The 26,594-nt window shown below is 70.7% G+C and carries 27 protein-coding genes; 5 read left to right on the top strand and 22 right to left on the bottom strand.

The features are described from left to right. Window positions 1–24: 24 nt before the first annotated feature. The 9 genes from AB1K56_RS12410 to AB1K56_RS12370 all read right to left on the bottom strand — a co-directional run bounded on the left by AB1K56_RS12410 (window position 25) and on the right by AB1K56_RS12370 (window position 9,025). Window positions 25–786 carry an SDR family NAD(P)-dependent oxidoreductase gene (locus AB1K56_RS12410; protein ID WP_371205901.1) on the bottom strand — a complete coding sequence of 254 codons (762 nt, stop codon included), beginning with the start codon at window positions 784–786 and terminating at the stop codon, window positions 25–27. Then, the gene (locus tag AB1K56_RS12405; RefSeq protein ID WP_371205900.1) at window positions 783–1,784 is read right to left on the bottom strand and encodes a fumarylacetoacetate hydrolase family protein; all 1,002 of its coding nucleotides are present in this window, start codon (window positions 1,782–1,784) and stop codon (window positions 783–785) included. Before AB1K56_RS12405 ends, AB1K56_RS12410 begins: the two co-directional genes overlap by 4 nt. Continuing rightward, entirely contained in the window at window positions 1,781–2,806 is a 1,026-nt protein-coding gene (locus tag AB1K56_RS12400; RefSeq protein WP_371205899.1) for an amidohydrolase family protein, read from the bottom strand. Before AB1K56_RS12400 ends, AB1K56_RS12405 begins: the two co-directional genes overlap by 4 nt. Continuing rightward, a complete protein-coding gene (locus tag AB1K56_RS12395) occupies window positions 2,803–3,936 on the bottom strand; it encodes an FAD-dependent monooxygenase (RefSeq protein ID WP_371205898.1) in 1,134 nt (377 codons plus the stop codon). Before AB1K56_RS12395 ends, AB1K56_RS12400 begins: the two co-directional genes overlap by 4 nt. A gap of 31 nt (window positions 3,937–3,967) precedes the next feature. Then, the gene (locus AB1K56_RS12390; RefSeq protein ID WP_371205897.1) at window positions 3,968–5,017 is read right to left on the bottom strand and encodes a cyclase family protein; all 1,050 of its coding nucleotides are present in this window, start codon (window positions 5,015–5,017) and stop codon (window positions 3,968–3,970) included. After that, entirely contained in the window at window positions 5,014–5,973 is a 960-nt protein-coding gene (locus AB1K56_RS12385; RefSeq protein WP_371205896.1) for a fumarylacetoacetate hydrolase family protein, read from the bottom strand. Before AB1K56_RS12385 ends, AB1K56_RS12390 begins: the two co-directional genes overlap by 4 nt. 34 nt (window positions 5,974–6,007) lie before the next feature. Beyond that, window positions 6,008–7,024 carry a VOC family protein gene (locus AB1K56_RS12380; protein ID WP_136587978.1) on the bottom strand — a complete coding sequence of 339 codons (1,017 nt, stop codon included), beginning with the start codon at window positions 7,022–7,024 and terminating at the stop codon, window positions 6,008–6,010. Window positions 7,025–7,259: 235 nt separating this feature from the next. Beyond that, entirely contained in the window at window positions 7,260–7,982 is a 723-nt protein-coding gene (locus tag AB1K56_RS12375; protein WP_371205895.1) for a hypothetical protein, read from the bottom strand. Beyond that, entirely contained in the window at window positions 7,979–9,025 is a 1,047-nt protein-coding gene (locus tag AB1K56_RS12370; protein WP_371205894.1) for a Gfo/Idh/MocA family protein, read from the bottom strand. Before AB1K56_RS12370 ends, AB1K56_RS12375 begins: the two co-directional genes overlap by 4 nt. A 109-nt stretch (window positions 9,026–9,134) precedes the next feature. Between AB1K56_RS12370 and AB1K56_RS12365 the strand changes: the two genes are divergently transcribed. The 5 genes from AB1K56_RS12365 to AB1K56_RS12345 all read left to right on the top strand — a co-directional run bounded on the left by AB1K56_RS12365 (window position 9,135) and on the right by AB1K56_RS12345 (window position 13,917). Further along, on the top strand, window positions 9,135–10,403 hold the full coding sequence (locus tag AB1K56_RS12365) for an ROK family protein (protein WP_371205893.1): 1,269 nt from the start codon (window positions 9,135–9,137) through the stop codon (window positions 10,401–10,403). An 82-nt stretch (window positions 10,404–10,485) separates the two neighbouring features. After that, entirely contained in the window at window positions 10,486–10,899 is a 414-nt protein-coding gene (locus AB1K56_RS12360; protein WP_371205892.1) for a hypothetical protein, read from the top strand. After that, window positions 10,896–11,885 carry a restriction endonuclease subunit R gene (locus tag AB1K56_RS12355; protein ID WP_371205891.1) on the top strand — a complete coding sequence of 330 codons (990 nt, stop codon included), beginning with the start codon at window positions 10,896–10,898 and terminating at the stop codon, window positions 11,883–11,885. Before AB1K56_RS12360 ends, AB1K56_RS12355 begins: the two co-directional genes overlap by 4 nt. An 86-nt stretch (window positions 11,886–11,971) precedes the next feature. After that, window positions 11,972–12,931, top strand: a complete 960-nt coding sequence (locus AB1K56_RS12350; protein WP_371205890.1) for a sugar phosphate isomerase/epimerase family protein — start codon at window positions 11,972–11,974, stop codon at window positions 12,929–12,931. Then, on the top strand, window positions 12,928–13,917 hold the full coding sequence (locus tag AB1K56_RS12345; RefSeq protein ID WP_371205889.1) for a sugar phosphate isomerase/epimerase family protein: 990 nt from the start codon (window positions 12,928–12,930) through the stop codon (window positions 13,915–13,917). The genes AB1K56_RS12350 and AB1K56_RS12345 overlap by 4 nt, the downstream gene beginning before the upstream one ends. A gap of 157 nt (window positions 13,918–14,074) precedes the next feature. Here the strand turns inward: AB1K56_RS12345 and AB1K56_RS12340 are convergent, their stop codons facing one another. The 13 genes from AB1K56_RS12340 to AB1K56_RS12280 form a co-directional block, all read right to left on the bottom strand. After that, entirely contained in the window at window positions 14,075–15,061 is a 987-nt protein-coding gene (locus AB1K56_RS12340; protein WP_371205888.1) for a Gfo/Idh/MocA family protein, read from the bottom strand. Window positions 15,062–15,200: 139 nt separating this feature from the next. Continuing rightward, window positions 15,201–16,064, bottom strand: coding sequence for a ThuA domain-containing protein (locus AB1K56_RS12335; RefSeq protein WP_371205887.1), 864 nt, complete (start codon window positions 16,062–16,064; stop codon window positions 15,201–15,203). Window positions 16,065–16,068: 4 nt separating this feature from the next. Beyond that, the gene (locus AB1K56_RS12330) at window positions 16,069–17,073 is read right to left on the bottom strand and encodes a sugar phosphate isomerase/epimerase family protein (protein ID WP_371205886.1); all 1,005 of its coding nucleotides are present in this window, start codon (window positions 17,071–17,073) and stop codon (window positions 16,069–16,071) included. Next, a complete protein-coding gene (locus tag AB1K56_RS12325) occupies window positions 17,073–18,278 on the bottom strand; it encodes a Gfo/Idh/MocA family protein (RefSeq protein WP_371205885.1) in 1,206 nt (401 codons plus the stop codon). Before AB1K56_RS12325 ends, AB1K56_RS12330 begins: the two co-directional genes overlap by 1 nt. Next, entirely contained in the window at window positions 18,275–18,691 is a 417-nt protein-coding gene (locus AB1K56_RS12320) for a DUF6379 domain-containing protein (protein ID WP_371205884.1), read from the bottom strand. The genes AB1K56_RS12325 and AB1K56_RS12320 overlap by 4 nt, the downstream gene beginning before the upstream one ends. Before the next feature lie 12 nt (window positions 18,692–18,703). Then, window positions 18,704–19,486: a nuclear transport factor 2 family protein gene (locus AB1K56_RS12315; protein WP_371205883.1), complete on the bottom strand. Its 783-nt coding sequence runs from the start codon at window positions 19,484–19,486 to the stop codon at window positions 18,704–18,706. 26 nt (window positions 19,487–19,512) lie between these two features. Beyond that, window positions 19,513–20,556 (bottom strand): sugar phosphate isomerase/epimerase family protein, encoded by a 1,044-nt coding sequence (locus AB1K56_RS12310; protein ID WP_371205882.1) that lies wholly within the window; start codon window positions 20,554–20,556, stop codon window positions 19,513–19,515. Window positions 20,557–20,692: 136 nt separating this feature from the next. Then, a complete protein-coding gene (locus AB1K56_RS12305; protein WP_371205881.1) occupies window positions 20,693–21,802 on the bottom strand; it encodes a sugar phosphate isomerase/epimerase family protein in 1,110 nt (369 codons plus the stop codon). Beyond that, complete coding sequence (locus AB1K56_RS12300) at window positions 21,799–22,218, bottom strand: DUF6379 domain-containing protein (RefSeq protein ID WP_371205880.1); 420 nt, start codon at window positions 22,216–22,218, stop codon at window positions 21,799–21,801. Before AB1K56_RS12300 ends, AB1K56_RS12305 begins: the two co-directional genes overlap by 4 nt. An 88-nt stretch (window positions 22,219–22,306) precedes the next feature. Continuing rightward, a complete protein-coding gene (locus AB1K56_RS12295) occupies window positions 22,307–23,854 on the bottom strand; it encodes a GMC oxidoreductase (RefSeq protein ID WP_371205879.1) in 1,548 nt (515 codons plus the stop codon). Next, window positions 23,851–24,645, bottom strand: coding sequence for a TIM barrel protein (locus tag AB1K56_RS12290; RefSeq protein ID WP_371205878.1), 795 nt, complete (start codon window positions 24,643–24,645; stop codon window positions 23,851–23,853). Before AB1K56_RS12290 ends, AB1K56_RS12295 begins: the two co-directional genes overlap by 4 nt. Before the next feature lie 93 nt (window positions 24,646–24,738). Beyond that, a complete protein-coding gene (locus AB1K56_RS12285; protein ID WP_371205877.1) occupies window positions 24,739–25,575 on the bottom strand; it encodes a carbohydrate ABC transporter permease in 837 nt (278 codons plus the stop codon). 1 nt (window position 25,576) lies between these two features. After that, window positions 25,577–26,551 carry a carbohydrate ABC transporter permease gene (locus tag AB1K56_RS12280; protein WP_136588281.1) on the bottom strand — a complete coding sequence of 325 codons (975 nt, stop codon included), beginning with the start codon at window positions 26,549–26,551 and terminating at the stop codon, window positions 25,577–25,579. Window positions 26,552–26,594 lie beyond the last annotated feature (43 nt).

Raw genomic sequence — 26,594 nt, 5'->3', positions numbered from 1 at the left:
CCCGACTTATGTCGATTTTCAACATTAGCGGAGCGCATCCGCGAGGACGGTCGCCGCGCCCGACAGCGCCTGTCCGCCGTCGACGCCGATCTCGGCGCCGGTGATGAAGGCCGCGGCATCCGACAGCAGAAAAGCCACGATGCCCGCGACCTCGTCGACCTCGCCCACGCGGTGGAGCGGGATGATCGCGGTGTTCGCCCGAGCGAACGCGTCCGGCGCCGACGCCGTCATCGGCGTGCGGATGAACCCCGGGTGCACGAGGTTGACCCGGATGCCGCGGGGCCCGAGCTCGGTGACGCTCGCGTGCGTGAGCCCGCGCAGCGCCCACTTGCTCGCGGTGTACGCCGCCGTGTAGTGCCCCGTGAGCCCCGCGACCGAACCGATGTTGACGATCGACGACCCGGCATCCATCAGCGGCAGCAGAGCCTGGATGCCGAGCATCGCCCCCGTGACGTTGACGGCGAACACACGATCCCAGTCCTCCCGCGCGAGGTCGCCGATGCGCGCGCGGTGCGTGATGCCGGCGTTGTTGACGAGCCCGCGCACGCGGCGGCCGTCGAGCGACGCGGCGAGCGCGGCCCAGTCCCGCTCGCTCGCTACGTCGAGGCGGCGATACGAGATCGCGCCCTCCTCGGCGAGCGCCGGGGCCTCGTCGGCCACGTCGACCGCGATCACCTCGGCTCCCGCGCGGGCGAGGACCAGCGCCTCCTCGGCGCCCTGTCCCCCGGCTGCGCCGGTCACGACGAACAGGTGCCCCGCGAGGCCCGGCAGGCCCGGCGCGATCATCGCCCGGCCGTGACGCCCGTCGCGTCGGCCCGCTCGCGCGCCCGCGACCGCGACCGCGCGCGCGGCACGGGCGGCGCCGGCACCCGCTCGCCGACCACGTTCACGATCTCGCCGACGCCCTCGATAACCAGGCGCACCTCGTCGCCGGGTTCGAGCGGGCGCGGGTCGAGACCGCCCCGGCGGCCCCACAGCTCGCCGAGGCATCCGCCGTGTCCCACCGTGCCCGAGCCGAGCACGTCGCCGGGCACGACGACGGAGTTCCGCGCGGCGTACATCACCAGCTCGGCGAACGGCCAGCCCATGTTCGACACGAGGTCGTGACCGATCAGCTCCCCGTTGACGAACAGCTCGGCCCGCACCGCGAGGAATCCCTCCGCGTCGAGATACGGCTCGAGCTCGTCGGACGTCACGATCCACGGACCGAGGGTCATCGCGAAGTCCTTGCCCTTGGCCGGCCCCAGCCGCACCTTCATCTCGCGCGACTGCAGATCCCGGGCCGACCAGTCGTTCAGCACGGTGTAGCCGAAGATGTGCCGCGCCGCGGTCTCGGCATCCACGTTCTCTCCGTCCGAGCCGGGCGCGGCGCCGATGACCGCGGCGAGCTCGAGCTCGACGTCGAGGCGCTGCGTCTCGGGGATCGCGACGACCTCACCCGTCGCCCGCACGGTGTGCGGGTTGGTGAAGTAGAACGTCGGCGCCTCGTACCACTCGGGCACGACCTCGCTCTTGCCGTCGACCGAGGCGCTCACGCCCTCGACGTGCTCCTCGAAGGCGACGAAGTCGCGGATCGATGCGGGCACGAGCGGCGCGAGCAGACGCACCTCGGCGAGGGGTCGCGCGAGCGCGCTGTCTCGACGCGCGAACAGCGCGTGCGCCGCCTCGAGACCCTGCGCGAGCACCTCGGCCACCCGCAGCCCGTCGGGGAACGGCACGACCGCGTCACCGTCGACGAAGCCCTCCCCGACGTCGGCGCCGTCGGCCCACCGCGCGATCCTCATGCGTGCACCCGCGTGCGCAGCAGCTCGTCGGCGTTGCGGCCCAGGATGCCGTCGACCTCCGCCGCGGCCAATCCCGCGCCCCGCACGAAGCCGACGGGGTCGTCGAGCCCCATGTCGAACGGGAAGTCGCTGCCCAGCAGCACCCGGTCGGCCCCGGCCGCCTCGACGAGCCAGCGCAGCGCCCGCTCATCGTGCACGACGGTGTCGAACCACAGCTTCGACAGGTACGTCGAGGGGGCGTGCGCGCAGCCGTGCGCCTCGGGGCGCACCTTCCACGCGCGGTCGGAGCGGCCGATCGCGGTGGGGAGGTATCCCCCGCCGTGCGCGGCGACGAGACGGAGTCCCGGATGCCGATCCAGCACGCCCGCGAAGATGAGGTGCGACAGCGCCACGGCGTTCTCGGTGGGCTGGCCGACCGTGTTCGAGAGGTAGAACCGGTCGAGGCGCTCGTCGAGCGAGCAACCGAAGGGGTGGAGGAAGACGACCGCGCGCAGTTCTGCCGCGCGCGCCCAGAACGCCTCGAGGCGGTCGTCGCTGAGCTCGACGTCTCCCGCGAACGACGAGATCTCCACGCCCGCGAGCCCGCGACCGAGCACGGCGTCGTCGAGGGCGTCGACGACGAGGTGCGGGTGCTGCAGCGGCACGGTGCCCAGGCCCACGAGCCGGTCGGGCGCCTGCGCGACGTGCTCGGCGATGAGGCGGTTGGCCTCCCCCGTCGTCCAGGTCGCCAGCCCCTCGTTCGCCCACGGGTAGAAGTGGTTCGGCGAGGGGCTCACCCACTGCCGCTCGACCCCCTGCGCGTCCATCGCGGCCAAGCGCGCGTCGACCGAGGTCAGGCGCGGGAAGCGCTCGCCGATCATGCGCCCCGAGGCCTGGATGCTCAACAGGCCGTTGCGGCGCAGCTCGAGGTCGGCCGCGGCCTGCACCTCGTCGGGCACGCGGCGTTCGACCTCGGCGTGCAGCCCCGGCATGAGCAGGTGCGCGTGGACGTCGGTGACGCCCCGCCCCTCGACCGCGCTCATGCGCGGGCCGCCGTCAGCTGCGCGACGCCGAACAGAAGACCGCCCATGTCGGCGTCGCGGACGCCGTCGAGCTGCCACTGGCCGAGCTGCACCGAGGCCTCGACGATCGCCTTCGCCCGCGCCACGCGGCGCTCGTGGAAGGCGTCCCAGAGCGCCTGGTCGACGGCATCCCGCTGCACGAGGAGCTCACTGAGCACGGCGGCGTCCTCCAGACCCTGGGCCGCGCCCTGCGCGATCGTCGGCGGGCAGCTGTGGGCGGCGTCGCCGATGATCACGACGCGCCCGCGGTTCCACGGCGCGTCGACGAGGTGGCGGGTGAACCACGTGTAGTTGGCGTCGGCCCCGGCCTCGATGTCGGCGCGGATGTGGTTCCACGGTCCGTCGTACGCGCGGGACTGCTCCACCATGATGCGCCGCGCCTCCTCGGGCGTGGCCTGCGAGCGGTCCTGCGCGGCCTCGACGAGGAAGGCGTACATCGTGTCATCGCCGGTGGGCGTGTAGCCGGCGATGTACATCGGGCCGCCGTAGTAGAGCTCGCTGCGGTCGACGTCGGGCGGCAGCGACACGAAGGTGCGCCAGATGCCCATGCCCGTCTGCTCGGGGGAGACGTGGATGCCGATCAGCTCGCGCACCGCGGAGTGCAGGCCGTCGGCGCCGACGAGCAGGTCGAACGAACCCGCGGGTTCGCCGTCGACCTCCACGGCGACCGCGTCGTCGGTCTGCGAGACGCCGGTGACGCGCGTGCCGAAGTGCACGCGCGCGCCATGCCGCTCGGCGGCGGCGAGGAGGATGCGGGCCAGGTCGGGACGCGACATCCCCATCGTGGAGGGGTAGTCGGGGCCGCCGGTCTTCAGGTCGGGAAGGGCCGCGACCACGGGCGCGCCGGGTCCGGGGGCGCGCAGGTTGAGTCCCTTGAAGGCGTTGCCCGCGGCCGAGACCTCGTCCCAGACGCCGAGCTCGTCGAAGACGCGCAGGGCGTTGCCCTGCAGGGTGATGCCCGATCCGCGCGTCGACAGCGCGGGCTGGGCGTCGTAGAGGTCGACCTCGACACCGGCTTTCGCGAGGAAGATGGCGGTGGCCAGGCCCGCGACGCCGGCTCCGGCGATCGCGACTTTCTGAACGGCGGTCATGTCAGAACCTCTCTGTTCTGGGACGGGGGAATTAGAGGAGAGCCAGGGGGTTCACCGGCGACCCGACGGCCCCCGTGATCGGCAGCGGGGGAGCCGCCAGCAGGAACTCCCAGCGTGACGCCTCGGCGCACGCCGACGCGAGCTCGTCGAGGTTCCACATCTCGCCGATCGTCAGTCCCAGGTTCGGGATGACGACCTGGTGCAGGGGCTGGAACGCCGGCACGTCGAACTCGTTCGGCCGCACCTCGAACCCCCACGTGTCGGTGGCGATCGCCGCGATCTCGGTGCGATGCAGCCACCCGGCGGTGGTGAGCGAGAGGCCGGGCGCGGGGCCTCCAGCGTAGTCGCCCCAGCCCTCGCGGCGGGCACGGGTGTAGTGGCCGGTGCGCACGAGCACGATGTCGCCGCGGCGCACCTCGACACCCTCGGCGGCGGCGCACGCCTCGAGGTCGGCGACGGTGATCGCGTGGCCGTCGGCGAGCTCCCCCGTCTCGGGCGACAGGTGCCGGCCCACGTCGAGGAGCACCCCGCGCGAGACGATGACGGATGCCGCGTGCTCGATGCCCGTGACCAGGTCGCCGTCGCTGGTGACGACGTCGCCCGCCCGGCGGCCGTTCCACGCGAAGCCGTGGTCGAAGATGTGACCGAGACCGTCCCACTGCGTCGAGCACTGCAGGGGCATCGCGATGACGTCGTCGGCGCCGCCGATGCCGTGCGGGAAGCCCTGGTTGCCGCGCTCGGCGTCGGTGCCCGTGTCGGTCATCGTGTGCACGGGGTTGGTGCGGCGGCGCCAGCCCTTCTGCGGACCGTCGGTGTCGAACGGCTGCGACAGCGAGATCGAGCGCCCCTCCCGCACGAGGGCCGCGGCCGCCCGGCGGATGTCGTCGTCGATGAAGTTGAGCGTGCCGAGCACGTCGTCGTCGCCCCACCGCCCCCAATTGCGGTAGGCCTCGGCGCGCAGCGCGATCTCGGCCTCGGGGTTCTGCCGGTCGAGGTCGGCCGGGTTCTCCGACGGCAGCTGCACCGGAGCGTCGAGCCCCTGAGCCGCAGCGTCGGGACCCTGACCCTGTCGAAGGGTCACGACCCCGCCTCCCCCACGCACCGCACGACCTGCGTGCCGAGCGCGCCGATGGTCCCGGTCATGACGTCGCCGTCGCGAAGGAACCGCTTCCAGTGCTGTCCGTTGCCGGCGGGGCTGCCGGTCAGCAGCAGGTCGCCGGGCAGCAGGGGGTGGGTCTGCGACGCCGCCGAGACGAGGGCGGGAACGTCGAAGAGGAGGTCGGAGGTGTTGGCATCCTGCATCACCTGCCCGTTCAGTTCGAGGCGCACGGCGGTGTCGGCGGGGTCGACGAAGCGCGCGGGGACGAGGAGGGGTCCGGTCGGCAGGAACCCGGGGGCGTTCTTCGCCCGGTACCAGTCGGTGCCGATCTCCTTCATGTCCTTGCGGAAGACGAGGTCGCGCGTCGTGATGTCGTTGACGATCGTGTAGCCGGCGACGTGGTCGAGGGCGTCTTCGCGCGAGACCCGGAAGGCTTCCTTGCCGATCACGACGGCGAGCTCGAGCTCCCAGTCGTGCACCTCGCTGGAGGCGGGGAGCACGAGCGGCACGTCGTCGCCGACGACGCACGCGGCGAGCCCGATGAAGAAGTACGGCTCACCGCTGCGCGCGCGCTCGTCCATCATCTCGGCGGCGAAGGCGTGCGCCTCCTCGGGCGTGCGATCGGTGTTCTGCGTCAGTCCCGCCGCCACGAGCTGGATGACGTGCTCGCGGTAGTTGGCGCCGGTCTGCAGCACCTGGCGGGGCTCGACGGGCGCCGTGAGAGTGACATCCGAGAGCGGATGCCACTCCCCCGGCGCCTCGTCGCGAGCCAAGGCCAGGGCGTCGAGGCGATCCCAGTCGGGGTCGGCGAGGAAGGCGTTCAGACCCCCACCCAGTTCGTCGTCGGTGAGCGCGCGGATGCGGTCTCCGGCGACGAGACCGATGCGCACGGCATCCGCCTCACGGAAGCGCGCGAGCGCGAAGGGTGCAGTCGTCATGGTGGTGCTCACTTTCCCCGACCGGGATCTTCGCTCAGCCCCGGCCCTCGACGGCGTAGGGGTTCAGCAGGGCGTCCTTGATCTCGTCGGGCACGCCCTCCTCGGTGGCGCTGGGGCCGTCGGCGGGCGGGAACGACTCGGTCATCGACATCGGCATGCGGCCGTTGCGGTAGAAGTTGTTCGACCCCTGCGAGGGCTTCCAGGTGTTGGCCTCCCAGTCGGGCACGTAGTTGCGGTACCCGCCGGTGTTGAGCTCGATGCGCAGCGTCGAGGGCTCGCGGTAGTAGAGGAAAGTCTGCTCGCCGATGCCGTGGATGTTGGGGCCGTACTCGATCGGGACGCCGTTCTCCATGAGGGTGTCGGCGGCGATGAGGAGCTCTTCGCGAGTGTCGACCCAGAAGGCGTAGTGGTTGATGCGGCCGGCGCGGCTCGAGCCGTCGAGCACGACGCCGAGGTCGTGCGACTTCTCGTTCGTCGTGAGCACGGAGAACACCGAGATCGGCGCCTCGTCGAGCACGGTGCGCGCCATGAAGCGGAAGCCGAGCGTGTCGACGTACCACTGCACGAACGCGTCGACGTCCTGCGTGGCGACCGTGACGTGGTCGAGCTGGCGCGGGGCGCCCGCGACGGGGCTGCGCTTCTCGGGACGGTCGGGGAAGATCGACGCGGTGTGCGGCTCGGCGCGGTGGCGCTCGACGTCCCAGTGCAGGGTCATGTTGTGGCCGAACGGGCCGGTGAAGCGGAACGCCCGGCCGATGCCGCGGCCCTCGAACCACTCGCCCTCGATGCCGGCGGCCTGCACGCGCTTCGCGGCTTCCTCCAGCGCCTCGGCCGACGAGGTGCGCCAGGCCATGGTCTCGAGCGAGGGCTCGTCGCCGTGCGCGACGACGACGGAGTAGGCGTAGTAGTCGCCCCAGCAGCGGAGGTAGACGCGGCCGTCCTCGCGGGCGACCTCGGTCAGACCGACCTGGTTGACGTAGAAGTCCACCGACGCCTCGACATCCGGAGTCGTGATCGCGACGAACGACAGATGAGAGAGAAGCTTGATCATCTTCGATCCTTTCGGGTGAGACGGGTCGTTCCGGCTCTTTTTCCACTATCCGACCGAAGTACGTATCAGGGAAGCCGATCCCGTGGATGCCGCGCATCGGTTTGATCGATACTCCGACGCTGCGACCGGCTCGGCGGGGGACCTCGTCCCCTTTCTGGCGGTGCATGTCCCAGAAGTGGTCACCTGGGCGGCATCCAACCCACCAAAAGTGGGACATTGCATCGCCGGGGCGGCGTCAGGAGAGAGCGGCGGCGGCGTCATCCGCGGCGAGATCGGACAGGTCGCTGAGTGCGGCCCCCTCCCCGGCGCCCAGGATGCGGCGCAGGGCGAGACGCTCGGGCGACTCGCGGCGCGCGCGGGACGTACGGCGGCCCTCCTCGTCGTCGAACGCGACCTCGTGCAGCGGAGAGGCGCTGTCGACGCACACCTCGACGCGCCGCGGCCCGAGAGCGGTCGCGGTGAGGGCCCCGCCCACGCCGCCCCCGATCGCGCGGGTGATGCTCGCCCCCACCCCGGCCTCGCTCCGCACGGCGAGGGTCGTCGCGCGTTCGGTGTCGGCTCTCGAGAGGGCGCGCACGGGGCCGCCGGCGAGCACGCGTGCCCAGCCGACCGCGTCACGCAGCACCGTCGCGGCATCCGTCCGTCCGCTCCACGCGTCCACGACCACGTGCCGCGTCGTCGCGACCGCGCCGATCGCGTCGGCGACGACGTCCGGGCGCAGGCGCCGGCGCACGACCACGACGGGAACCCGGAGCGCGGCGAGACGCTCGTGCACCTCCGCGGGAGCGGGGTCGGGCTCGTCGACGATGAACGCCGCCGCCCCCTCGAGCCGCTCCCACCAGGCGCCCCGCCCCTCGACCACCCGGATCGCGTCAGCCCCGCCAGCCGGCCGCACGCGCGGGGCGAGCTCGGCCACGGCCGCGCGATACGCGGCGAGGTCGGTGCGCACGGCGCTCATCGCGCCCCTCCAGCCCGCACCGCCACGGCCGCTTGGTCGGCGATCGCCATCACGAACGCCGCGTCGGCGCGCAGTTCGTCGTACTCCATGGCCGCCTCCCCCCGCAGCAGCGCGGCGAGCGCGCGCCACTCCACCTCGTATCCGTCCCGCCGGTCCACCGGGTACGCCGTCTGCACGCCCTGCGCGTCGCGCACGGTGGTGCGCGCTCCCCCGACGTGCACGAACGGCGGGGGGAACTCCACGTCGACGCGGGCTCCCGCGGTGGCCACGCTCACCGTCCACAGCGAGTCGGCGCCCTCCGGCAGCATCACGGCCGTGAACCGCACGAGGGCCCCGTCGGCGCGGAGGGCGAGGTCGAAGCCGATCGGCGCCACGGGCCGCGCCCACACCAGCTCGGGCGTCGCGGGCACGAGATCGCGGACCAGGGGCAGGTCGTGCACGCCCAAGCCCGCGATGAGCTGACGCACGATCGCGGCGCTGCGCTCGGGATCGTCGAGGTCGAGCGGTGGGCGCGGCGCCGCGGGCCCGGCCGGCAGGCGGTCTCCCATCGTGAGGGCGTGGTACCGGTCGTTCGGCGAGAGGCAGAGCGTCACCGTCACCGACGAGATGCGCCCGTCGATGGCGTGCAGGTGGTGGGTCGCCTTGGCCCAGGCCGGATCGAAGAGGTGGTTCGTCCCGACGACGAGCAGCGCCCCCACCGCGGCGCACTCCTCGACCAGACGGTCGGCGTCGTCGGCGGTGTCGGCCAGGGGCTTCTCGACGAAGATCGCGCGGCGGCCCGCGGCCAGGGCGGCGCGCACGTGCTCCGCGTGCCGCGCGGGCGGGCTGCAGATCGCCACGACGTCGACCTCGGGGTCGGCGAGCAGGGCGTCCACCCCCGTCGACGCGCGCGCCCCGAACCGATCGGCGATGACGGCCGCGCGGCCGCTCCCCGCGTCGCTGACGTGCACGAGCCGGAAGTCCTCGCTCACACGGGCGAGGGTCGGCGCGTGCAGCGCCGCGACGCCCGGACCCGACCCGATGATCCCCACACCCCACGTCATGCCGGCCCCTTCGCCACTTCAGCCTGAAAAATACTGAAGTCGGAGACTAATGAACCATAGATGCGCGAAATCCGGCAGGGTCAGGCCCGTCCTGTGTGAGGATCAACGCATGGCGAACGTGTCCACCCTCCGCTTCGGCGCGCAGACCGACGAGGTCACGAGCCTGCTGCGCATCGTCAACATGGTCCGCGTCGGCGACGCCGTCACGCGCCCCGAGATCGGCCGCATCACCGGCCTCGGGCGCGGCGTCGTCGCCCAGCGCGTCGATCGCGCCGTCGAGATGGGTTTCCTCGAGGATGCCGAGTACGCCCCCTCCTCGGGAGGGCGGGCGCCGCGCACCCTGCGCTTCCGCGCCGAGCGCGGCCGCATCGTCGTGTGCGCCCTCGGGGGCCTGCACATCCACGTCGGCGTCACCGATCTCGACGGCGCGATCCTCGACGAGGCCCACCAGGCGTGGGACATCTCCCGCGGACCCGACGAGACCCTCCGCACGGCGACGTCGATGGTCGACGACCTCCTCGCGCGGGGCGACGGCACCCCGGTGTGGGGCCTGGTGGTCGGCCTGCCCGGCCCCGTCGACTTCGAGACCGGCCGGCCCGTCGCGCCGCCGATCATGCCCGGCTGGAACGACTACGACGTGCGCACGGTCTTCGAGCAGCGCTACGACGCCCCCGTCTGGGTCGACAACGACGTCAACCTCCTCGCCGCCGCCGAGCGTTCGCGTCGCCGCGACGAGGCCGTCGACCTCATCTACTGCAAGGTCGGAACCGGCATCGGCGCGGGCCTGGTCTCGCACGGGCGCCTGCACCGCGGCGCGAACGGCGCGGCGGGCGACATGGGCCACGTCCGCGTCCCGGGCGCCGAGCAGGTGTGCCGCTGCGGCAAGGTCGGGTGCCTCGAAGCCGTCGCCGGCGGGTGGGCCCTCGTGCGCGACGCGGGCGCCGCGATCGCGGACGGCGCCACGGGGCCGCTCGCCGAGGCCGTGGCATCCGGAGACACCCTGACGCTGGAGAAGATCACCCGTGCGGCGGGTCGCGGCGACGCCCTGGCCATCTCTCTCGTGCAGGCCTCGGCCCGTCAGGTCGGCGAGGCCGTGGCCGCCCTAGTGAACATGTTCAACCCCGGGGTGATCGTGGTGGGCGGGGCCGTCGCATCGACGGGTGAACTCTTCCTCGCCGAGGTGCGGCAGCGCGTCTACGAGCTGTCGCTCCCGCTCGCGACGCGCGACCTCGCGATCAAGACGAGCGAGAACGACTCCCGCGAGCCGCTCCGCGGGGGCGTGGACCTCGCGAAGGAGCAGCTGTTCGAGCTGAGCCTGCCCCGGTGGTTCGCGGAGGGTCGCCCCACGGTGGCGGCCGTGCACGGAGCCCACGGCTGACTTCTGGCTTTTTTCGACCTTAGTCGTTAGATTATGTGCGGAAGCACGCCGTCGGCGTGCGTGACACGAGGACGTGCCCGCCATGACCCTTTCCGCCCTGCGCGACGATGCCCTGCGGGTGCGCGCCGAGCGCACCGAGGTGCGGGTGTCGCTGCCGTGGATCCGCTCGCTGCCGCTGGCGAGCCTGCTCGACGTCGCCCTCCGCATCGACGGCGCGACGTGCGACCCCGCGGTCGCGCTCGGCGCCCGCCGGATCTCCCCCGCCGAGCTGTCCGCCGAGGACGCGTGGTGGTACCTCCAGGATCGCGTGGTGCTGGAGATCCCGGATGCCGTTTCCCCCGGCATCCACGAGGTGTCGGTGTCGTTCCGCCTCGAGATCCCCTACCTGCCCGGCGGACCCGCGGAACCGCTGCGCCTGCCGTTCTCGTTCACCCGTGACCTGGTCGCGGATGCCGCCGCCACGAGCGTCTCGCTCGACGTGGGGAGCGCGGCATGACCCTCCCCGCCACCTGGACCCTCTCGGCCAGCGCCTTCAACCTCACCCCCGAGGCCATCCGCGCCGAGCGCACCGCCCCCGACCTCGCCCTCACGCTCGTCGAGCGCGGCATCGCGCAGGCGATCGAGATCGAGCTGGGCCAGATGTGGCGCGGCTTCCCCGCCCCCGACCTCACCGATGCCGGGGCCTTCCGCGATCGGCTCGCCGCGGCCGGGGGCCGCGTGAGCATCGTCGGCGTCAGCATCGACGAGTTCGATCGCGCCCGACGGCGGACGGATGCCGAACGCCGGGCCTTCCTCGAACCGCAACTGCGCGCGGCCGCCGCCGTCGGCGCCGCGGGCGTGCGCCTGCCGATCGGCCAGGCCGGGGCCCTGCTCGACGATCTCGTCCCCCTGCTCGAGGAGCTCGACCTCGTGCTGTTCGAGGAGGCCCAGGGACACGAGACGCCCGCCCTCCGCCCCGACGCGTACGCGCGCATCGCGGCCCTCGACACCCCGCACGTGCGCCTGCTACTCGACATCAGCATGCTCATGCCGGCGCTCCCGGTCACCTACCTCGAGCGGCTCGAGCGGGGCGGCATCCCGGCCGATCTCGTGCGCCGCCTGCGCGACGAGTGGCGCGACCCGGCGACCCACGGCGCGGTGCTCGACCTCCTGCACAGCGGAGGCGTCCCCGGACCCGTGCACACCCTGTACATGAACCTGCTCGTGCGCTTCGGGCGCGCGCAGGTCGCCGACCTGGCATCCGTCCTCCCCCTCCTCGGTGCGGTGCACCTGAAGTTCTGGGACCTCGACGACGCCGATCACCGATTCTCCGACCCCCTTCGCGACGTGGGCGCAGCCCTCGCAGCGACGGGCTTCACCGGCACGCTCTGCAGCGAGTGGGGCGGCCAGGAGTGGCTCGACGACGACCCGTGGGAGATGACCTCGCGTCATCTGTCGTTGGCCGCCGTCGCCCTCTCCGACCGCTCGAACCCTCCCGCGTGAGTCGCCAGAATGTGTCGCTTCACGCACGCCCGAAGCGACACGACTTGGCACCTCACGCGCTCGCACATCGAAAGAAGGAGCACGTGATGACCGACCGACCCATCAAATGGAGCTACATGGACCACTGGCGGGCCAACGGCCCCGCCGGGCCCTACGATCAGTGGCAGTCCAAGCTGGCGATGAAGCGCTTCCTGCAGCAGGTCGCCGCCGTCGGCTTCGACGCGATCGACACCTTCGACTTCCGCATCTGGCAGATCTTCGAGCAGTACGGCTCGGTCGCGAACTACCAGGAGTTCGTGCAGGAGCAGGGCCTCGAGCGCATCGTCAACACGTTCCACGGCGTCTACTACTCCCCCGACCGCTACGCGCCCGAGGTCCCCGCGACCCACGGCACGATCCTCGAGGACTTCCAGCGCACACTCGACATGTGGTCGGGCATCCAGCTCGACAACATCATCGTCATGCCCGGCTCGCGCTACTTCGACGAGGCCGGGGTCCCCGACGACGGACTCAAGCACGCCGCCGACATCTGGGGCAAGGTCGGCGAGCTGACGCAGCAGTACGGCGTCAACCTCACCTGCCACCACGAGTTCTACGCCGGCATCCGCACGCGCGACCAGATCGACCGCTTCTACTCCTACGCCGACCCGCGCTACGTGAAGTTCTTCGTCGACACCGCGCAGCACTGCATCGCCGACGTCGACCCGGTCGACGTGTACGCGGCGCACCACGAGCGCGTGACGGGCTTCCACTTCAAGGACACCCGCCACAAAGACGTCAACGACGACTACCGGATGTTCCCGGATGCCGAGGTCTCGGCGAAGACGACGGAGAAGTGGTTCTACGAGATGGGCACCGACGAGGGCCTCGTCGACTTCGAGGCGATGATGCGCTCGGTGCGCGACCACGGATACACCGGCTGGATCAGCGTCGAGCACGACAAGGCCGACAAGCTCGGCGGCGACTACGCCGAGAGCACCGCGATCTCACGCTGGTACGCCAAGAACGTGCTGGACGGCATCTACTCCGAGGAGGTCGCGCGATGAGCGACGTGCGCTGGGCATACGCCATCAACCAGTGGGACACCAACATCGACTCGTTCGTGCGCAAGCGCGAGCACGAGCGGGCGTTCAAGACGGCATCCATCAGCGGGTTCTCGGGCGTCGAGCTGACCGCCGAGAGCTTCGGCGCATGGGAGCCGCTCGGCACCCCGCAGCAGCTCGCCGACCTGTACGGCTCGGTCGAGAAGTTCGGGGAGTTCCTCTCCTCGTGCGCGATCGACGCCGTGAGCAGCTACGTCTACGACCCGTCCGTCGGCTTCGAGGTCGAGATGGGCCGCGGGCCGGATCCCCTCGACCCGGCGTCGGTCGACCAGATCGTGCGCACCGCGCGGTGGTTCGCCGATGCCCTGCGCCGCCTCGGCGGGAGCGTGCTGGTGGTGCGCGCGGCGCCGTCGGCGTGGCAGACGGGCGCGCTCTCCGACGAGCAGATCGGGGTGCTGGCGAGGCTGTGGAACGCCGTCGGCGCGGCCATCGCCGAGGACGGCATCGCCCTGGGCCTGCACGTCGACTTCCTCTCCGCGCTGCGGCTGGGTGACGGCATCCACCGCCTGCTGGCGGCGACGGATGCCGACACCGTGGGACTCGCGATCGACACCGCCGAGCTCGCGATCGCGGGGATCGACCCCGTCGAGCTGTATCGGCAGTATGCCGACCGCGTCGTGCACGTGCAGCTGAAGGACGCGCGCGAGACGGTCGACGATGCCGAGGCGTCGACGCCGCACGCCGAGCAGTTCATCCGCACCGAGGGCGGGGCGCGCAAGATCCTGCGCTGGTTCTTCGAGCCGAGCGACGAGCGCGCGCTCGTCGACTTCGAGTCCTTCGTCGAGGCCCTGTCCGAGCACGGCTACCGCGGCTGGATCGTCGTGGAGTCCGACCAGAGCCCGCACCCCGCCGAGAGCACGATGGTCGCCGGCTGGTACGTGCAGAAGGTGCTGCGCCCGATCCTGGAGCGGACCCGGGTCTCGGCCTGACGCACGCGACGAGGGGGCGGTGGCCGCGCGGCTGCCGCCCCTTCGTCGTCTGCGGGCGCACGCGACGACAGGCGATCGTTCGGCGACAGGACGCGTCGAGGGCGCGCCGTCCTGTTCTCGCACGGTTCCCTGTTCTGGGGAGACCGGATGCCGCGACTCAGCGCGGCTGGAGTCCCGCCGCGCGGTAGATCGCATCGACCACCCGCATCGTCCCCGCGCCCCGACGGGCGTCGAGGACGCTCGGCGAGCCGTCGGCGAGCACATCGCGCAGGTGCTCGAGCTGCCGCGCGTAGCTGTTCTCCCCCGGCTCCGCCGCGACGGAGCTGAGCACCTCGCCGTCGGACGACGTCACGGTGAGCGTCGCTCCCCACTGCGGAACGATCACGCTCGTCGCCAGCAACGACGCATCGCTGCCGTCGACGCGCACCCACATCGCGCCCTTCTCGTCACCGATGAACGACGCGCGCAGGAGGGCCGGGATGCCGCCGGGCAGCCGCAGCTCCGCGTCGGTCTGCAGGTCGATGCGGGGGTCGGCATCGTACGTTCGAGCCGTGGCCGACACGACCTCGGGCTCGCCGAAGGCGGCACGGAGCAGGTCGACGGCGTAACAGCCCACGTCCATCACGGCGCCGCCCGCGAGGTCGCCGTCGAGACGGATGTTGCCCGGCTGCACGACGAAGTGCGGGATGCTGAAGTCGATCTCGACCCGCTCGATCTCGCCGAGCACGCCCGACGCGATCGTGTCGAGCAGGTCGCGGATGAAGCCGTGCAGGCGGAAGTGGAACCCGACGAAGGCGCGCCGCCCCGCGGCATCCGCGGCATCCGCGATCTGCTGCGCGGTCGTACCGTTCGCGGAGAGGGGCTTCTCGCACAGCACGTGCTTGCCCGCCGCGAGCGCCCGCTGCGCCCACTCGGCGTGGACGATCGGGGGCAGCGCGAGGTAGACGAGATCGACCCGCGGGTCGGAGAGCACCGCGTCGTAGTCGCCCCACGCCGGCAGGTCGAGGCGGTCGGCGAACGCCCGCGCCCGCTCGGGGTCCCGCGCGCCGATGGCCACGACCTCCACCCCGTCGATCGCGCGCGCGGGCTCCACCATCGCGCGCTCCGCGATCCCGCCCGCCCCGAGTATCCCGATCCCGATCATGCCCGCCCCACCCTCACTGATAAACGCTGTTCGTGCGCATGAACGCCGCGGCACCGCGTTTCTCGCACGGAACGGCGTTTATCGCGGGTTATGCGCCGGCGCGTACCTGGGCACGCCACCCGCACGCCCCGGCGCGCCGTCACCCCTCGCCGTTGTAGTACGGCCACGGGTTGATGCGACGGTCGCCACGGCGGTCGGGTCCGGTCAGCGTCACCTCGCCGGTCGCTGCCCACTCCACCCCGCGCGGGAACATGCGGATGAACTCGATCCGACGGAACGTGTCGATGTCGTGGCCGATCGTGATCGTGAACGACCGTCCCGCGCCGTACTCGTTGATCCACGCGAGCGGCTGCTCGGTGTTGATCCCCGGCAGGGCCGCGATCCCCTCGGGCGGGATGTCGACCGGGTAGTGCGACATCGGCCACACCGGCGCCTTCTCATACGCCTCGAGGTCGTCGAAGGTCGTGAGCAGCACCTGGGCGCCGTCGTACATCTGCACCCCGACGAGGATGTCGTCGCCGGTGACGGTCCAGGTGGCGTTGATGCCCTCGGTGATCGGATGCCGCGGCTCGGCCGTGTGCAGCTGCGCCTCGCCCCACGGGCGGGGGCGCAGGCCCGTCTCCCACGCGCTGAGCTTGGCTCCGCGCATGACGTTGTACTCCTCGGGGTAGCCCCAGCGATCCTCTTGCGCCGCGGAGCCGTGGAACCACACGATGCCCTTGCCCTCGTCGTGCACGAAGCGCAGGATCGCGGCATCCGTCTCGGCCCCGAATCCGGTCGCCATGTCGTGGTAGCCGTCGCGGCCCTCGAAGATGACGATGAGCACGTCGTACCTGTCGATGACGCTCGCCGGCAGTCCCCGCGGGTCCTCGACGATGCGGACCCTGAAGCGCCCGGTGTCCTCCAACAGCGTCGTGATCCACTGGTTGTGCTGGCGGAAGCTGCGGTGGGCGTTGTCGTGCTCGATGGTCATGTGCCCCGAGAGGATCAGGACGTCGATCACCGGGTCAGCCTTTGTTCGAGAACGCGGCGTCGAAGAGCTGGTGCGGCGGGGTGATCCCGCCGAGCTTGCGCACGAAGGCGAGGGCCTCGGGGCCGCCGACGAGGCGATCCATGCCGGCGTCCTCCCACTCCACGCTGGTGGGGCCGTCGTAGCCGATCGCGTTCAGCGCGCGGAACAGCGGCTCCCACGGCACGTCGCCGTGTCCGGTGGAGACGAAGGTCCACCCGCGGCGGGGGTTGTCCCACGACAGGTGCGAGCCGAGCACGCCGTTGCGGCCGTCGAGGTTCGTCGTCGATTCCTTGCAGTGCACGTGGAAGATGTGCTCGGCGAAGTCGAGCACGAACGCCACCGAGTCCAATTGCTGCCACACGAAGTGCGAGGGGTCGAAGTTGAATCCGAAGCTCTCGCGATGCCCGATGGCCTCGAGCGTCTTCTTCGCGGTCCAGTAGTCGTACGCGATCTCGGAGGGGTGCACCTCGAGGGCGAAGCGCACGCCGACTTCCTCGAACACGTCGAGGATCGGATGCCACCGCTCGGCGAAGTCCGCGTATCCGCGTTCGATCATGGCGTCGGAGGCGGGCGGGAACATCGCGACGTACTTCCAGATGCTCGACCCGGTGAAGCCGGTGACCGTCTTCACGCCGAGCTTCGCGGCGAAACGCGCCGTGTTCTTCAGGTCTTCAGCCGCGCGCCGGCGCACGCCCTCGGCATCCCCGTCTCCCCACACCCGGGGCGGCACGATGTCGTGGTGGCGCTCGTCGATCGGGTCGTCGCACACGGCCTGGCCGACGAGGTGGTTCGAGATCGTCCACACCTTCAGCCCGTTGCGCTCGAGGATGTCCAGGCGCGACTGCACATAGTCGGCGTCGTCCCAGCGCGAGACGTCGATGTGGTCGCCCCAGCAGGCGATCTCGAGGCCGTCGTAGCCCCACTCCCCGGCGAGGCGCGCGACCTCTTCGAAGGGCAGGTCGGCCCACTGGCCGGTGAACAGGGTGATCGGGCGCGCCATCATGCTCCTTCGCTCAGGGCGACCGGGACCCCGGCGGCGACGCCGGTCCAGGCCGAATCATTCTCACTGCTGCGCTCGACCGCGTCGAGCACGCGCTGCACGCTCAGCCCCTCCTCGAATGAGGGGTGCGGATCGGTGCCGGCGTCGATCGCGGTGACGAGATCGACGACCTGGTGGCTAAAGCCGTGCTCGTAGCCGAGCATGTGACCGGCGGGCCACCACGCCGAGACGTACGGATGCTGCGGCTCGGTCACCAGCACCTGCGTGAACCCCTGCCGCCCCTCGGGCGCGGTTCGATCGTAAAATCGCAGGCTGTTGAGATCTTCGAGGTCGAACGACAGGGCCCCCCGATCGCCCGACACCTCGATCGTGAGGGCGTTCTTGCGCCCGGTGGCGAAGCGGGTCGCCTCGAACGACGCGAGGGCGCCGTTCGACAGCCGCCCGGTGAACAGCGCGACGTCGTCGACCGTGACAGTGCCCGTCTGCGCGGCGCCGGCACCCTTCGCCAGCCCCATCGATCCGTCCGCCGGAAGGGGGCGTTCCTTCACGATCGTCTCGAGCGTCCCCGTGACCCTCTCGACGGCGAGACCGGTGACGAACTGGGTCATGTCGATGATGTGCGCGCCGATGTCACCGAGCGCCCCCGACCCCGCGTGCCCCTTCTGCAGACGCCACGCGAGCGGCATCCCGGGATCGACCAGCCAGTCCTGCCGATACGCCGCGCGCACCTGCTGCGCCGTGCCGACCGCACCCTCGGCGATCATGTCGCGCAGGAGCGTGACGGCCGGGACGCGGCGGTACGTGAACCCCACCATCGACCGGATGCCGCGGGCCCGAGCTCGCTCGGCCGCCTCGGCCATCGCCTCGGCCTCGGCCACCGTGTTGGCCAACGGCTTCTCGCACAGCACGTGCTTTCCCGCCTCGAGGGCGGCGATCGCGATCTCGGCGTGCGAGTCGCCGGGGGTGACGATGTCGACGATGTCGATGTCGGAGCGAGCGATCACCTCGCGCCAGTCGGTGGCCGACTCGGCCCACCCCCACCTCTCGGCGGCGGACGCCACGGCATCCGCGTTGCGTCCCACCACCACGGTCATCTCGACCGCACGCGGCAGATTGAACATGCGCGGCGCCTGCCGCCACCCCACCGAGTGCGCGGCCCCCATGAAGCCGTAGCCGATCATCGCCACGCGCAGAGAACGGGTCATGACAGCACCAGCTCCCGCTCGACCGGAACCCGGTTCGTGACGTACCGCCCGGGACCGCCGTCGACCCCCGGCATGATCTGCATGTAGAGCAGACGCATCGTCAGCACGACCTCGACGGTCACCGCCTCGCCCGCCGCGGGCGGGGTGTCGAGGTGGATCAGCACGTCGGGTCGGTCGGCGACGAACCACAGCGTCTCGGACTGCTCGGGCAGCTCCTCGACGCGGTACTCGCGGCCCTCGAGCGAGAACCGCAGGTCGTCCTTCGGCACGGCGACGCCGTTCACCGTCGCGGCGACGTCATCGACGGCCGACAGCCAGAGGCTGCGGTACCAGGGCAACTGCACCGAGACGGCGAGGCCGTCGTCGGTGCGACGGACGTCCTTCTCGGCGAAGAGCGAGTTGTGGGTGGCCATGGGGGCTGTCTCTCAGGCGTAGTTGTCGGAGAAGGTCTGGTGCGCGACCGGCGGCGCGGGCTCGAGCTTCTGCGTGGTCTCGGGGCTGTAAGGGTGGTTCGTGGAGGGGACCGGCTCGTCGGCCTTCGGCATGAAGACGGGCTTGCCGTCGTCGCCGAAGTACATGAGGTCGAGGTCGAACGCGCCCTGGTTCTTCAGGCCGAACGAGACCCAGTTCTCCTCGAAGGGAGCGCGGGCGAGCTCGTAGCAGCGGAACTTCCAGAACTTCCACTCACCGTCCTGCTTGAGGAAGTCGATCGCGTACTTGCACCACACCCAGTGGGCCCAGACCTTCTTGCCCAGCACCTCCTCGGGCGAGTACATGTCGGGGAACTCCTCGGCGACCTTCGGGTCGGTCAGGCCCGACTCGGTGCCCGCCATCATCCACACGCCCGTGGCGGTCTTGCCGTCGCCGGCGACCTCGATCACCGGGGTGTTGGTGGCGTGCAGGATGAGCTTGCCCTCGGGGTGGGGGCGCCCGCGGTGGTAGTCGGTGACGCTCTGCCAGGTCGTGTACTGACCGGCGTTGGTGTAGCGCGCGCGGATCCCCTCGGTGCCCTCCTTCACCCACAGGGGAATGATCTGCTCGTCCTCGAAGGCGTTGTGCAGATACATGTAGCGGTTGAAGAGGTTCTCGACCTGACCGCGGTCCTCGGCGCGCTGCGCGAGGGCGTGGGCGGCCTCGACCTGCTCGCGCAGGCGGGTGACCTCGGCGATGAGGTCGGAGACGGATGCCTCGGTGGTGGTGTTCGACATTGTCATTCCTCCGATGTGGTGGTGGATCACGCGGGCTGGCGCGCCGCGACGGTGTCTTCGATGGCGGTGCGCATGAGCGCGTGCTGCTTCTTCACGAGATCGACGGGGTCGCTCTCGCCCAGGTCGCTGAAGGCGTGACCCTCCCACTCGCTGGAGAGGTAGCCCTCGTATCCCCCGGCGACGAATTGCTTCACGATGCGCGGGATGTCCATGGCCGGTTCTTCGCCGTCGTCGCCGATGTCGTAGAACTTCGCGTGCACGTGGAAGATCTGCGGCATGATGTCGAGCCACTCCTCCGGCGGCACGAGACCGTGCATGTTGAAGGCCAGACGCGTGAAGGGCCCGAAGCGCAGGGGATCGACGCCCTCGCCCGCGAGGTAGTCCTCGAACTTCTGATTGCGCACGTGCATGGGCGTGGGCTCGTGCCAAATCTCGTCCATGACCGGGAAGTGCTTCTCATCCATCCCCATCTGCCCGAGCGTGCGCAGCAGCGTCGGTGAGAGGGAGTGCATGGTCGACGAGAAATCAGCCGTGAAGCCGAGACGGTCGCTGTCGAGTTCGTCGTAGACCTCCCGGATCTCGAGCACCTTCGCATCGTTCGGTCCCGAGGGCGCGTGGATCTCGTACGCGAGTCGCTGGTCGTACTTCTCGGCGAGGGGCAGCAGGCGACGCAGCAGCTCCTTGCCGGCCGAGCGGATGACGACGGTCGTGAAGCCGAGGGTGTGCGCCGACTTCAACTGACGGGCGAAGAAGTCGTGCTCCTCGTCGGGGGTCATGTCGCGGTCTTTGCGACGCCCCATGTCGAGGTTGGTGCCGACGGCGCTCGCCTCGAGGCCGTACCTCTCGAGGGAGTCGAACCAGAGCTTCGTGAACTCCGCGTCGACGTCGGGGTACGAGCGCAGGAGCTGCGCGAAGTTGAACTCGACGCCGGGGCCGATGCCCTGGTCGTGCACCTCGCGGATCAGCGTCTCGGGGGTGTACAGCCCCGCGGCGAACTCGCTCGTCATCGAGTAGAGGGTGGTACCGAGGCGGATGCCGGTTCCGGCGATGCCCTTGGCGTCGTGCGTCATTTCGGTCCTTGGATCGGTGTCTGCGGCGGTTCCGGTGGCTTCGACAGGCTCAGCCACCTTGGTGGCGGGGCCCCTGAGCCTGTCGAAGGGTGGTCCCTGAGCCTGTCGAAGGGTGGTCCCTGAGCCTGTCGAAGGGTCAGGCGCGCACGGCGTGCGCGAGGTGGGCGTCGAGGGCGCGGCGCGCCTCGGCGGCATCCGTGATCATCCGGGAACCGGCGGCCTCGGCGGCGGCGCGCTGGATGACCTGCTCGCCGCGGACGATCTCGAAGGGGCTCTGCCAGTGGTTCCAGTGCCAGCCCTCGTACTCGCTCGACACGGCGCCGCTGTAGCCGTTGTCCACGAGCAGCGTGATGAGGTCGGCGACCGGCACCGACGGCTCGTCCCCGTTCTCGTCGATGCCGAAGAACTTGCCGTGCACGTGCTTCACCCACGGCATGATCTCGAGCCAGTCGTTGACGCGCGCGGGACCGAACAGGCCGGTGCCGTTGATGCCGAAGTCGATGCCGAGGTCGGGGCGACCATGCTGGTGCGCGAGACCGATGAAGCGACCGAAGCGCTGGCCGTGATCGGCCTGGTCGGCGGGCGGACCCTGTTCGTAGAAGTCGTCCCAGAGCTGGACGACCGCGGCGAGCAGCTCCTCCGACGCACCGCGACGGCGGTACGCCTCGACGAGCGAGGGCGCGAAGCCGGTGACGGTGGCTCCCCAGTCCATCGTGAAGCCGAGGAAGGGCGAGCCGACCTTCTCGTAGCGGTCGCGCAGCGCGAGGATGCGCGGGTGCGAGGCGTACTGGTCGGCGTGCACCTCGAGCGCGAGCGTGACGCCGTATTCCTCGGCGATGGGGGCGAGGGCCTCCATCGAGTCGGGCGTGATGGAGATCTGCACGCGCGCGATGGGGAAGCCGAGCTTCGCCGCGGCGGCGATCTGCTTGCGCATGTAGGCGAGGAGTTCGTCCTGGTTCATGAGCCTGTCGGGGCGCAGACCGATGTCGGCGTTGACGGCGAGCGAAGTGCGCACCAGACCGACCTCGTCGACGAGGTCGGAGAAGCGACCCGCGAAGTGGTCGTCGATCTCGGGGAAGCCGCGGAAGCTCGAGAACCCGATGATCTCCAGGCCCGGACCGAAGCCCTCGGCCGCCGTCTTGCGGATCAGCTGGTCGAGGTCGTACTCGCGCCCGTGGAACGCGCGGGTGAAGCTGTAGAGCGTGACGCCCTGGATGGGCGTTCCCTTCGCGGTGGGCTCGGTCATGCGCGGGCCTCCTCGACCTGGCGTGCGGTCATCGTCTTGGTGTCGTGCTCCTCGATGTGCAGCACGCTGTCGGCGGAGTTCTCGTCGGACATGATGATGTACGGGATGTAGAGCTCGAGGTCGACGCGCACCTCGTGCTCCCCGGCATCCATCTCCAGATCTCCCGAGAGCACGGCCGAGTCGGTGGGGAACCACCACTGTGCGGTGTTGGTCTTCATCTCGGCGAAGGTGAACTCCTCGCCGTTCATCTGCCACCGCAGCGAGGCGGCCGGCGCCTCGACCCCGTCGACGGCCAGCTTCGCGCCCGAGATGCAGGATGCCGGCAGCGCCCGGTACCAGGGCAGGCGCACCTCCACCGACGCCCGACCACCCGCGGCGGTGAGCGTGCCCTGCTCGATGATGCGATCCGGGATCACGATGACCTCCTCGTCGGCGCGGCCGGAGCCGCAGACCTCTTTGTCTTGATTCCTACATTCTAATGTCTGATTCCTGCATAAGCAAGGATCAGGCGGATGCCGAGACGGCGACGTCCCGCTCCTGAGAGAGCACCGACGCGATCTTGCGCGCACCGCGCACCGCCAGGGCGACCGAGGTCACCGTGGGGTTGCAGGCCGTGGCGGTCGGGATGACGCCGTTGCCGGCGACGAACAGTCCCGCAACGCCCCACACCTCGCTGTCGACGTCGCACACACTCGTGCCGTCGTCGGCCGTGCCCATCCGCGTCGAGCCCTGGTAGTGCAGGGACGAACCGAGCGGCAGGGTGAACGGTCGATCGCCGACCGGGTCGCCGATCGCCTCCGCCAGGCGCACGATCTCCCGCCGCGCGCGCTCCACGACCTCGTGATCGCGCTCCGTGAGGCGGTAGTGGATGCGAGGAGCCGGCATTCCGTATCCGTCGACGTGCTCGTCGTCGAAGACGACGCGGTCGTCGGCGCGCAGGTCTTTCGCGCAGAACAGGCCGAGCCCGACGATCGAGCCGGGCACGACGGGGTCGTCCTCGGCCAGGGCGATGGGCGAAGCATCGAGCTGCATGATCTGCCCGTGGAAGGGCATGTCGTCGGTGAACGGCACCCAGCTGACGCCGCTGTACTCCGCGAGACCCGTCGTCGGGGCGTCCTCGGCGAGCGGCGGCATGTCGCGCAGACGCGAGGCGAAGACGACCTGCGCCTGATCGTTCAGGTACCGCCCGAGGGCCTCGGGGCGCACCCCCGACGCCCACAGCAGCTGCGGCGTGCGCAGCGCGTCGGCCGCGACGACGACGAAGCGGGCCGCGACGCGGTGCTCCTCGCCGGAGCGCAGATCGCGGACCACGACGCCGGCCGCGCGACCGCCCTCGACGACGACGCGCACGACGAGCGACTCGTCGAACAGCGCGAAGCCGGGGTTCTCGCGCGTGACGTCGCCGAGGACGACGTCCGACCCCGACCACACCAGGCGGCCGTCGTCGCGGCGGTGCACGGCGAGCGGCATCCGCTGCACCTTCGTGGCGTCGACGCGACCCGCGTCCACGGCGGCCGAGAGACGCTCGCGCACGATCTCGCCGAAGGGCGCCGAGTCGAACGCGTCCCGCGTCACCCCCAGCAGCCGGTCGCCCTCGTCGAGGAGCTCGTCGAGGTCGTCGAGGAAGCCGATGCGCTCGCTGTCGTTGGGCCGCGGGCACGCGCCCGTCCAGTGCGCCGCCATGCCGCCGACATTGCTCGACATCGCCGCGACGGGCATGCCGTCCTCGCCCTCGAAGGCGTACCCCTCGTCGAGGAGAAAGGTGCCGGGGCGCGCCCCCCGCACCCCGGCACGGGCGGCCCCGGGGCTGGCGACCTTCTCGCCGCGCTCCCCCGGGCCCTCCGACGCCACCTGCGCGCGAGCGCGTGCGGCGGTGTCGGAGATGTTCTTCACGTGCGCGCCCGGCGGGTTCGACACCGTCGGCCCCACCTCGAACATCGCGATGCTCGCCCCGGGCACCCGCTCCGAGAGGATCCGGGCGTACGCCGAACCCGTCGGCCCGCTGCCGACGATGACGACGTCGACGGATGCCGGGTACTCTCGGGCGCTCATGCCGCGCGCGCGATCTCGACGACGTGGGCGACCGAGGCCTCCGACGCGGTGGTGGGGTAGTACTCCAGGCCCACGGGCCCGTCGTAGCCGCTGTCGCGGAGCAGACGGAAGCGCTCGGCCCAGTCGAGCGAGCCCGTTCCGGGCTCCCCCCGGCCGGGAGCGTCGGCGAGCTGCACGTAGTGGATCAGGTCGCCCGCGTTCGCGAGCTCGGCCTCCATGTCCTCGCCCTCGACCGCCGAGTGGTAGATGTCGTACAGCACCCCGAAGTGCGGCGAGTCGACGCCGCGGGCGACGTAGACCCCCTCGGCGGTGCGGTCCAGCAGCGAGCCGGGGTGGTCGACACGTACGTTGACCGGCTCGAGCACGAGGCCGATACCCGATCCCTCGATCTGGGCGATCGCCGTGCGGTAGATCTCGATCAGCTTGTCGAGCTGCACCTGGCGCTTCCACCCGCCGAAGCCCGTGCCGCTCCCCACCACGATGCGGGGGCAGCCGAGGTCGTGCGCGATCGCGACGCCCTCGTCGAGCTTTCGGAAGAACTCGGAGTGATCCCACGGCGGGATCATGAACTGCGTGCGGGGCTCGCTGAGCTGCGCGGTGAGCTGCACGCCGGTCTCTTCGAGCGCGGCCTTCAGCGCCGGCAGGTCCTTGGGCGTCGCCGGGGCGTCCACCCCGGTGGGACCCCACATCTCGACGGCGTCGAAGCCCGCCGCCGCCGCCGCGCGCACGCGGTCGTGGTAATCGCCGGCCTCGGTGAAGAGGAGTTCGATGTTGGGGGCGAGTCGGTACATGGGGTGTGTCCTTTCGGCTGCGGGGCGCGACGATCGACGGATGCCACGCTCCGCGGCATCCATCTGGGCAGGCTCAGCCCGTGAGAAGAGGCGTCAGCCCTTCAAACCGCCGGCGAAGCCCTGGATGAAGCGCTTCTGGGCGAAGAGGTAGAAGGCGAGGATCGGGATCATCGAGACGATGACGATCGCGAAGATCTGGTTCCAGGCCGAGACCAGAGAGCCGATGTAGTAGTACATGGCGACCGGGAGGGTCTGGTTCGCAGAGCCGCCGAGGAAGATCAGCGACGTGAAGAAGTCGTTCCACACGATGAGGCCGGCGAGGATCGCCACGGTCCCGGTCGCGGGCGACATCAGCGGGAGCACGATGCGGAAGAAGATCTGCGTGCGGCTGGCGCCGTCGATCGTCGCCGCCTCCTCGTACTCGGTGCCGAGCCCGCGGAAGAACCCCGCGTAGAGGAAGATCGCGAGCGGCAGGAGCATTCCGGTGTAGAGGATGATCATGCCCCAGGCCGATCCGGTGAGTCCGAGCGCGCGCGCCCCGATGTACAGCGGCACGGTGCCGAGCTGCGTGGGGAGCACGATCGCCACCAGGAACAGGTAGTAGACGACGCGGCTCCACCGGCGCGTGCTGCGGGCGATCACGTACCCGGTGAGCGAGCCCAGGAGCACCAGCAGCACGATGCTGCCGGCCGTGATGATGATGCTGTTGACGAGCCCCATCACGACGTTCGAGTTGCCGGTGGCGGTGAGCACCTTGAGGAAGTTGCCGAAGTCGGGCGCCGCCGGCGGTGCCAGCGTCGACGAGGTGATGACCTCGCGGTCCGACTTCAGCGAGGTCGTGACCAGGAAGTAGAACGGCAGCAGGAAGACGAGCGCGGCGATCCAGAACAGGAACTCGCGCAGCCCCGTGAGCTTGGTGTAGCGGAACATGTCAGTTCTCCTCCGAACGGTCGGCGGTGACGCGCTGCTGGATGACGGCGAAGACGAGGATGATGAGGGTCAGCAGCAGCGCGAGGGCGGCGCCGTAGCCGAAGTTGCCGAGTGCGAAGGACTGCTTGTAGACCTGCGTCGCGAGCGTCTCGGTCGCCGCGGCGGGGCCGCCGCCGGTGAGCGCCATGATCTGGTCGAAGACGCGCAGTCCGTTCACCAGCCCGAGGGTGGTCGCGATCGCGACGGCCGGGCGGATGGAGGGGAGCGTGACGTGCCAGAAGCGCTGCCACAGGTTGGCGCCGTCGATGGCCGCGGCCTCCTCGATCTCGACCGGGACGGCGGCGAGGCCGGCCATGTAGATCACCATCGAGAAGCCGATGTTCTGCCAGACCAGCACGACGAGGATGGTCCAGATCGCCCACGTGGGGTCGGCGATCCAGGCGCGGGCCATCGAGTCCAGGCCGATCCCGCGCAGCACGAGGTTGAGCGGTCCGTTGAAGTCGAAGATGAACTTCCAGATGTACGAGGTCGCCAGCGGGCTCAGCACGACCGGCATGAAGAAGAGCGTGCGCAGGATGTAGCGGCTCTTCAGCCCCCGGTTGAGCCCGAGGGCGATGCCCAGGCCCAGGATGTTGCTGAGGATCACCGATCCGAAGGCGAGGAACAGCGTGTTCCACAGGGCCCCGATCTTCGTCGGGTCCTGGAAGATCCGCGTGAAGTTGTCGAGCCCGATCAGCTCGAAGGCCCCGATGCCGGTCCAGTTCGTGAAGGCGAAGAAGCCGCCGACGCTCGTGGCGACGTAGTGGATGCCGATGACGAAGAGGATGCCGGGCAGCGCCCACCACCAGTAGCCGAACTTCAGCAGGCCCTTGCGCCGCGGGGCGGGAGCCTGTCGGCGGCGTCCGCCGCGGCGCGGCAGGACCACGCGCTCGGTCTCGGTGGCGGCGACCTCGCCGGCTCGGAAGGTGGTGCTCATGGCGTCCTCGTCATCCTCGATGGGGTGCGGCTCCGCCGCCCGG

It is taken from the genome of Microbacterium sp. BWR-S6Y (assembly GCF_041379845.1).
Taxonomy (GTDB): Bacteria; Actinomycetota; Actinomycetes; order Actinomycetales; family Microbacteriaceae; genus Microbacterium; species Microbacterium hydrothermale.
This window is presented reverse-complemented; position numbering and strand designations above follow the sequence as displayed.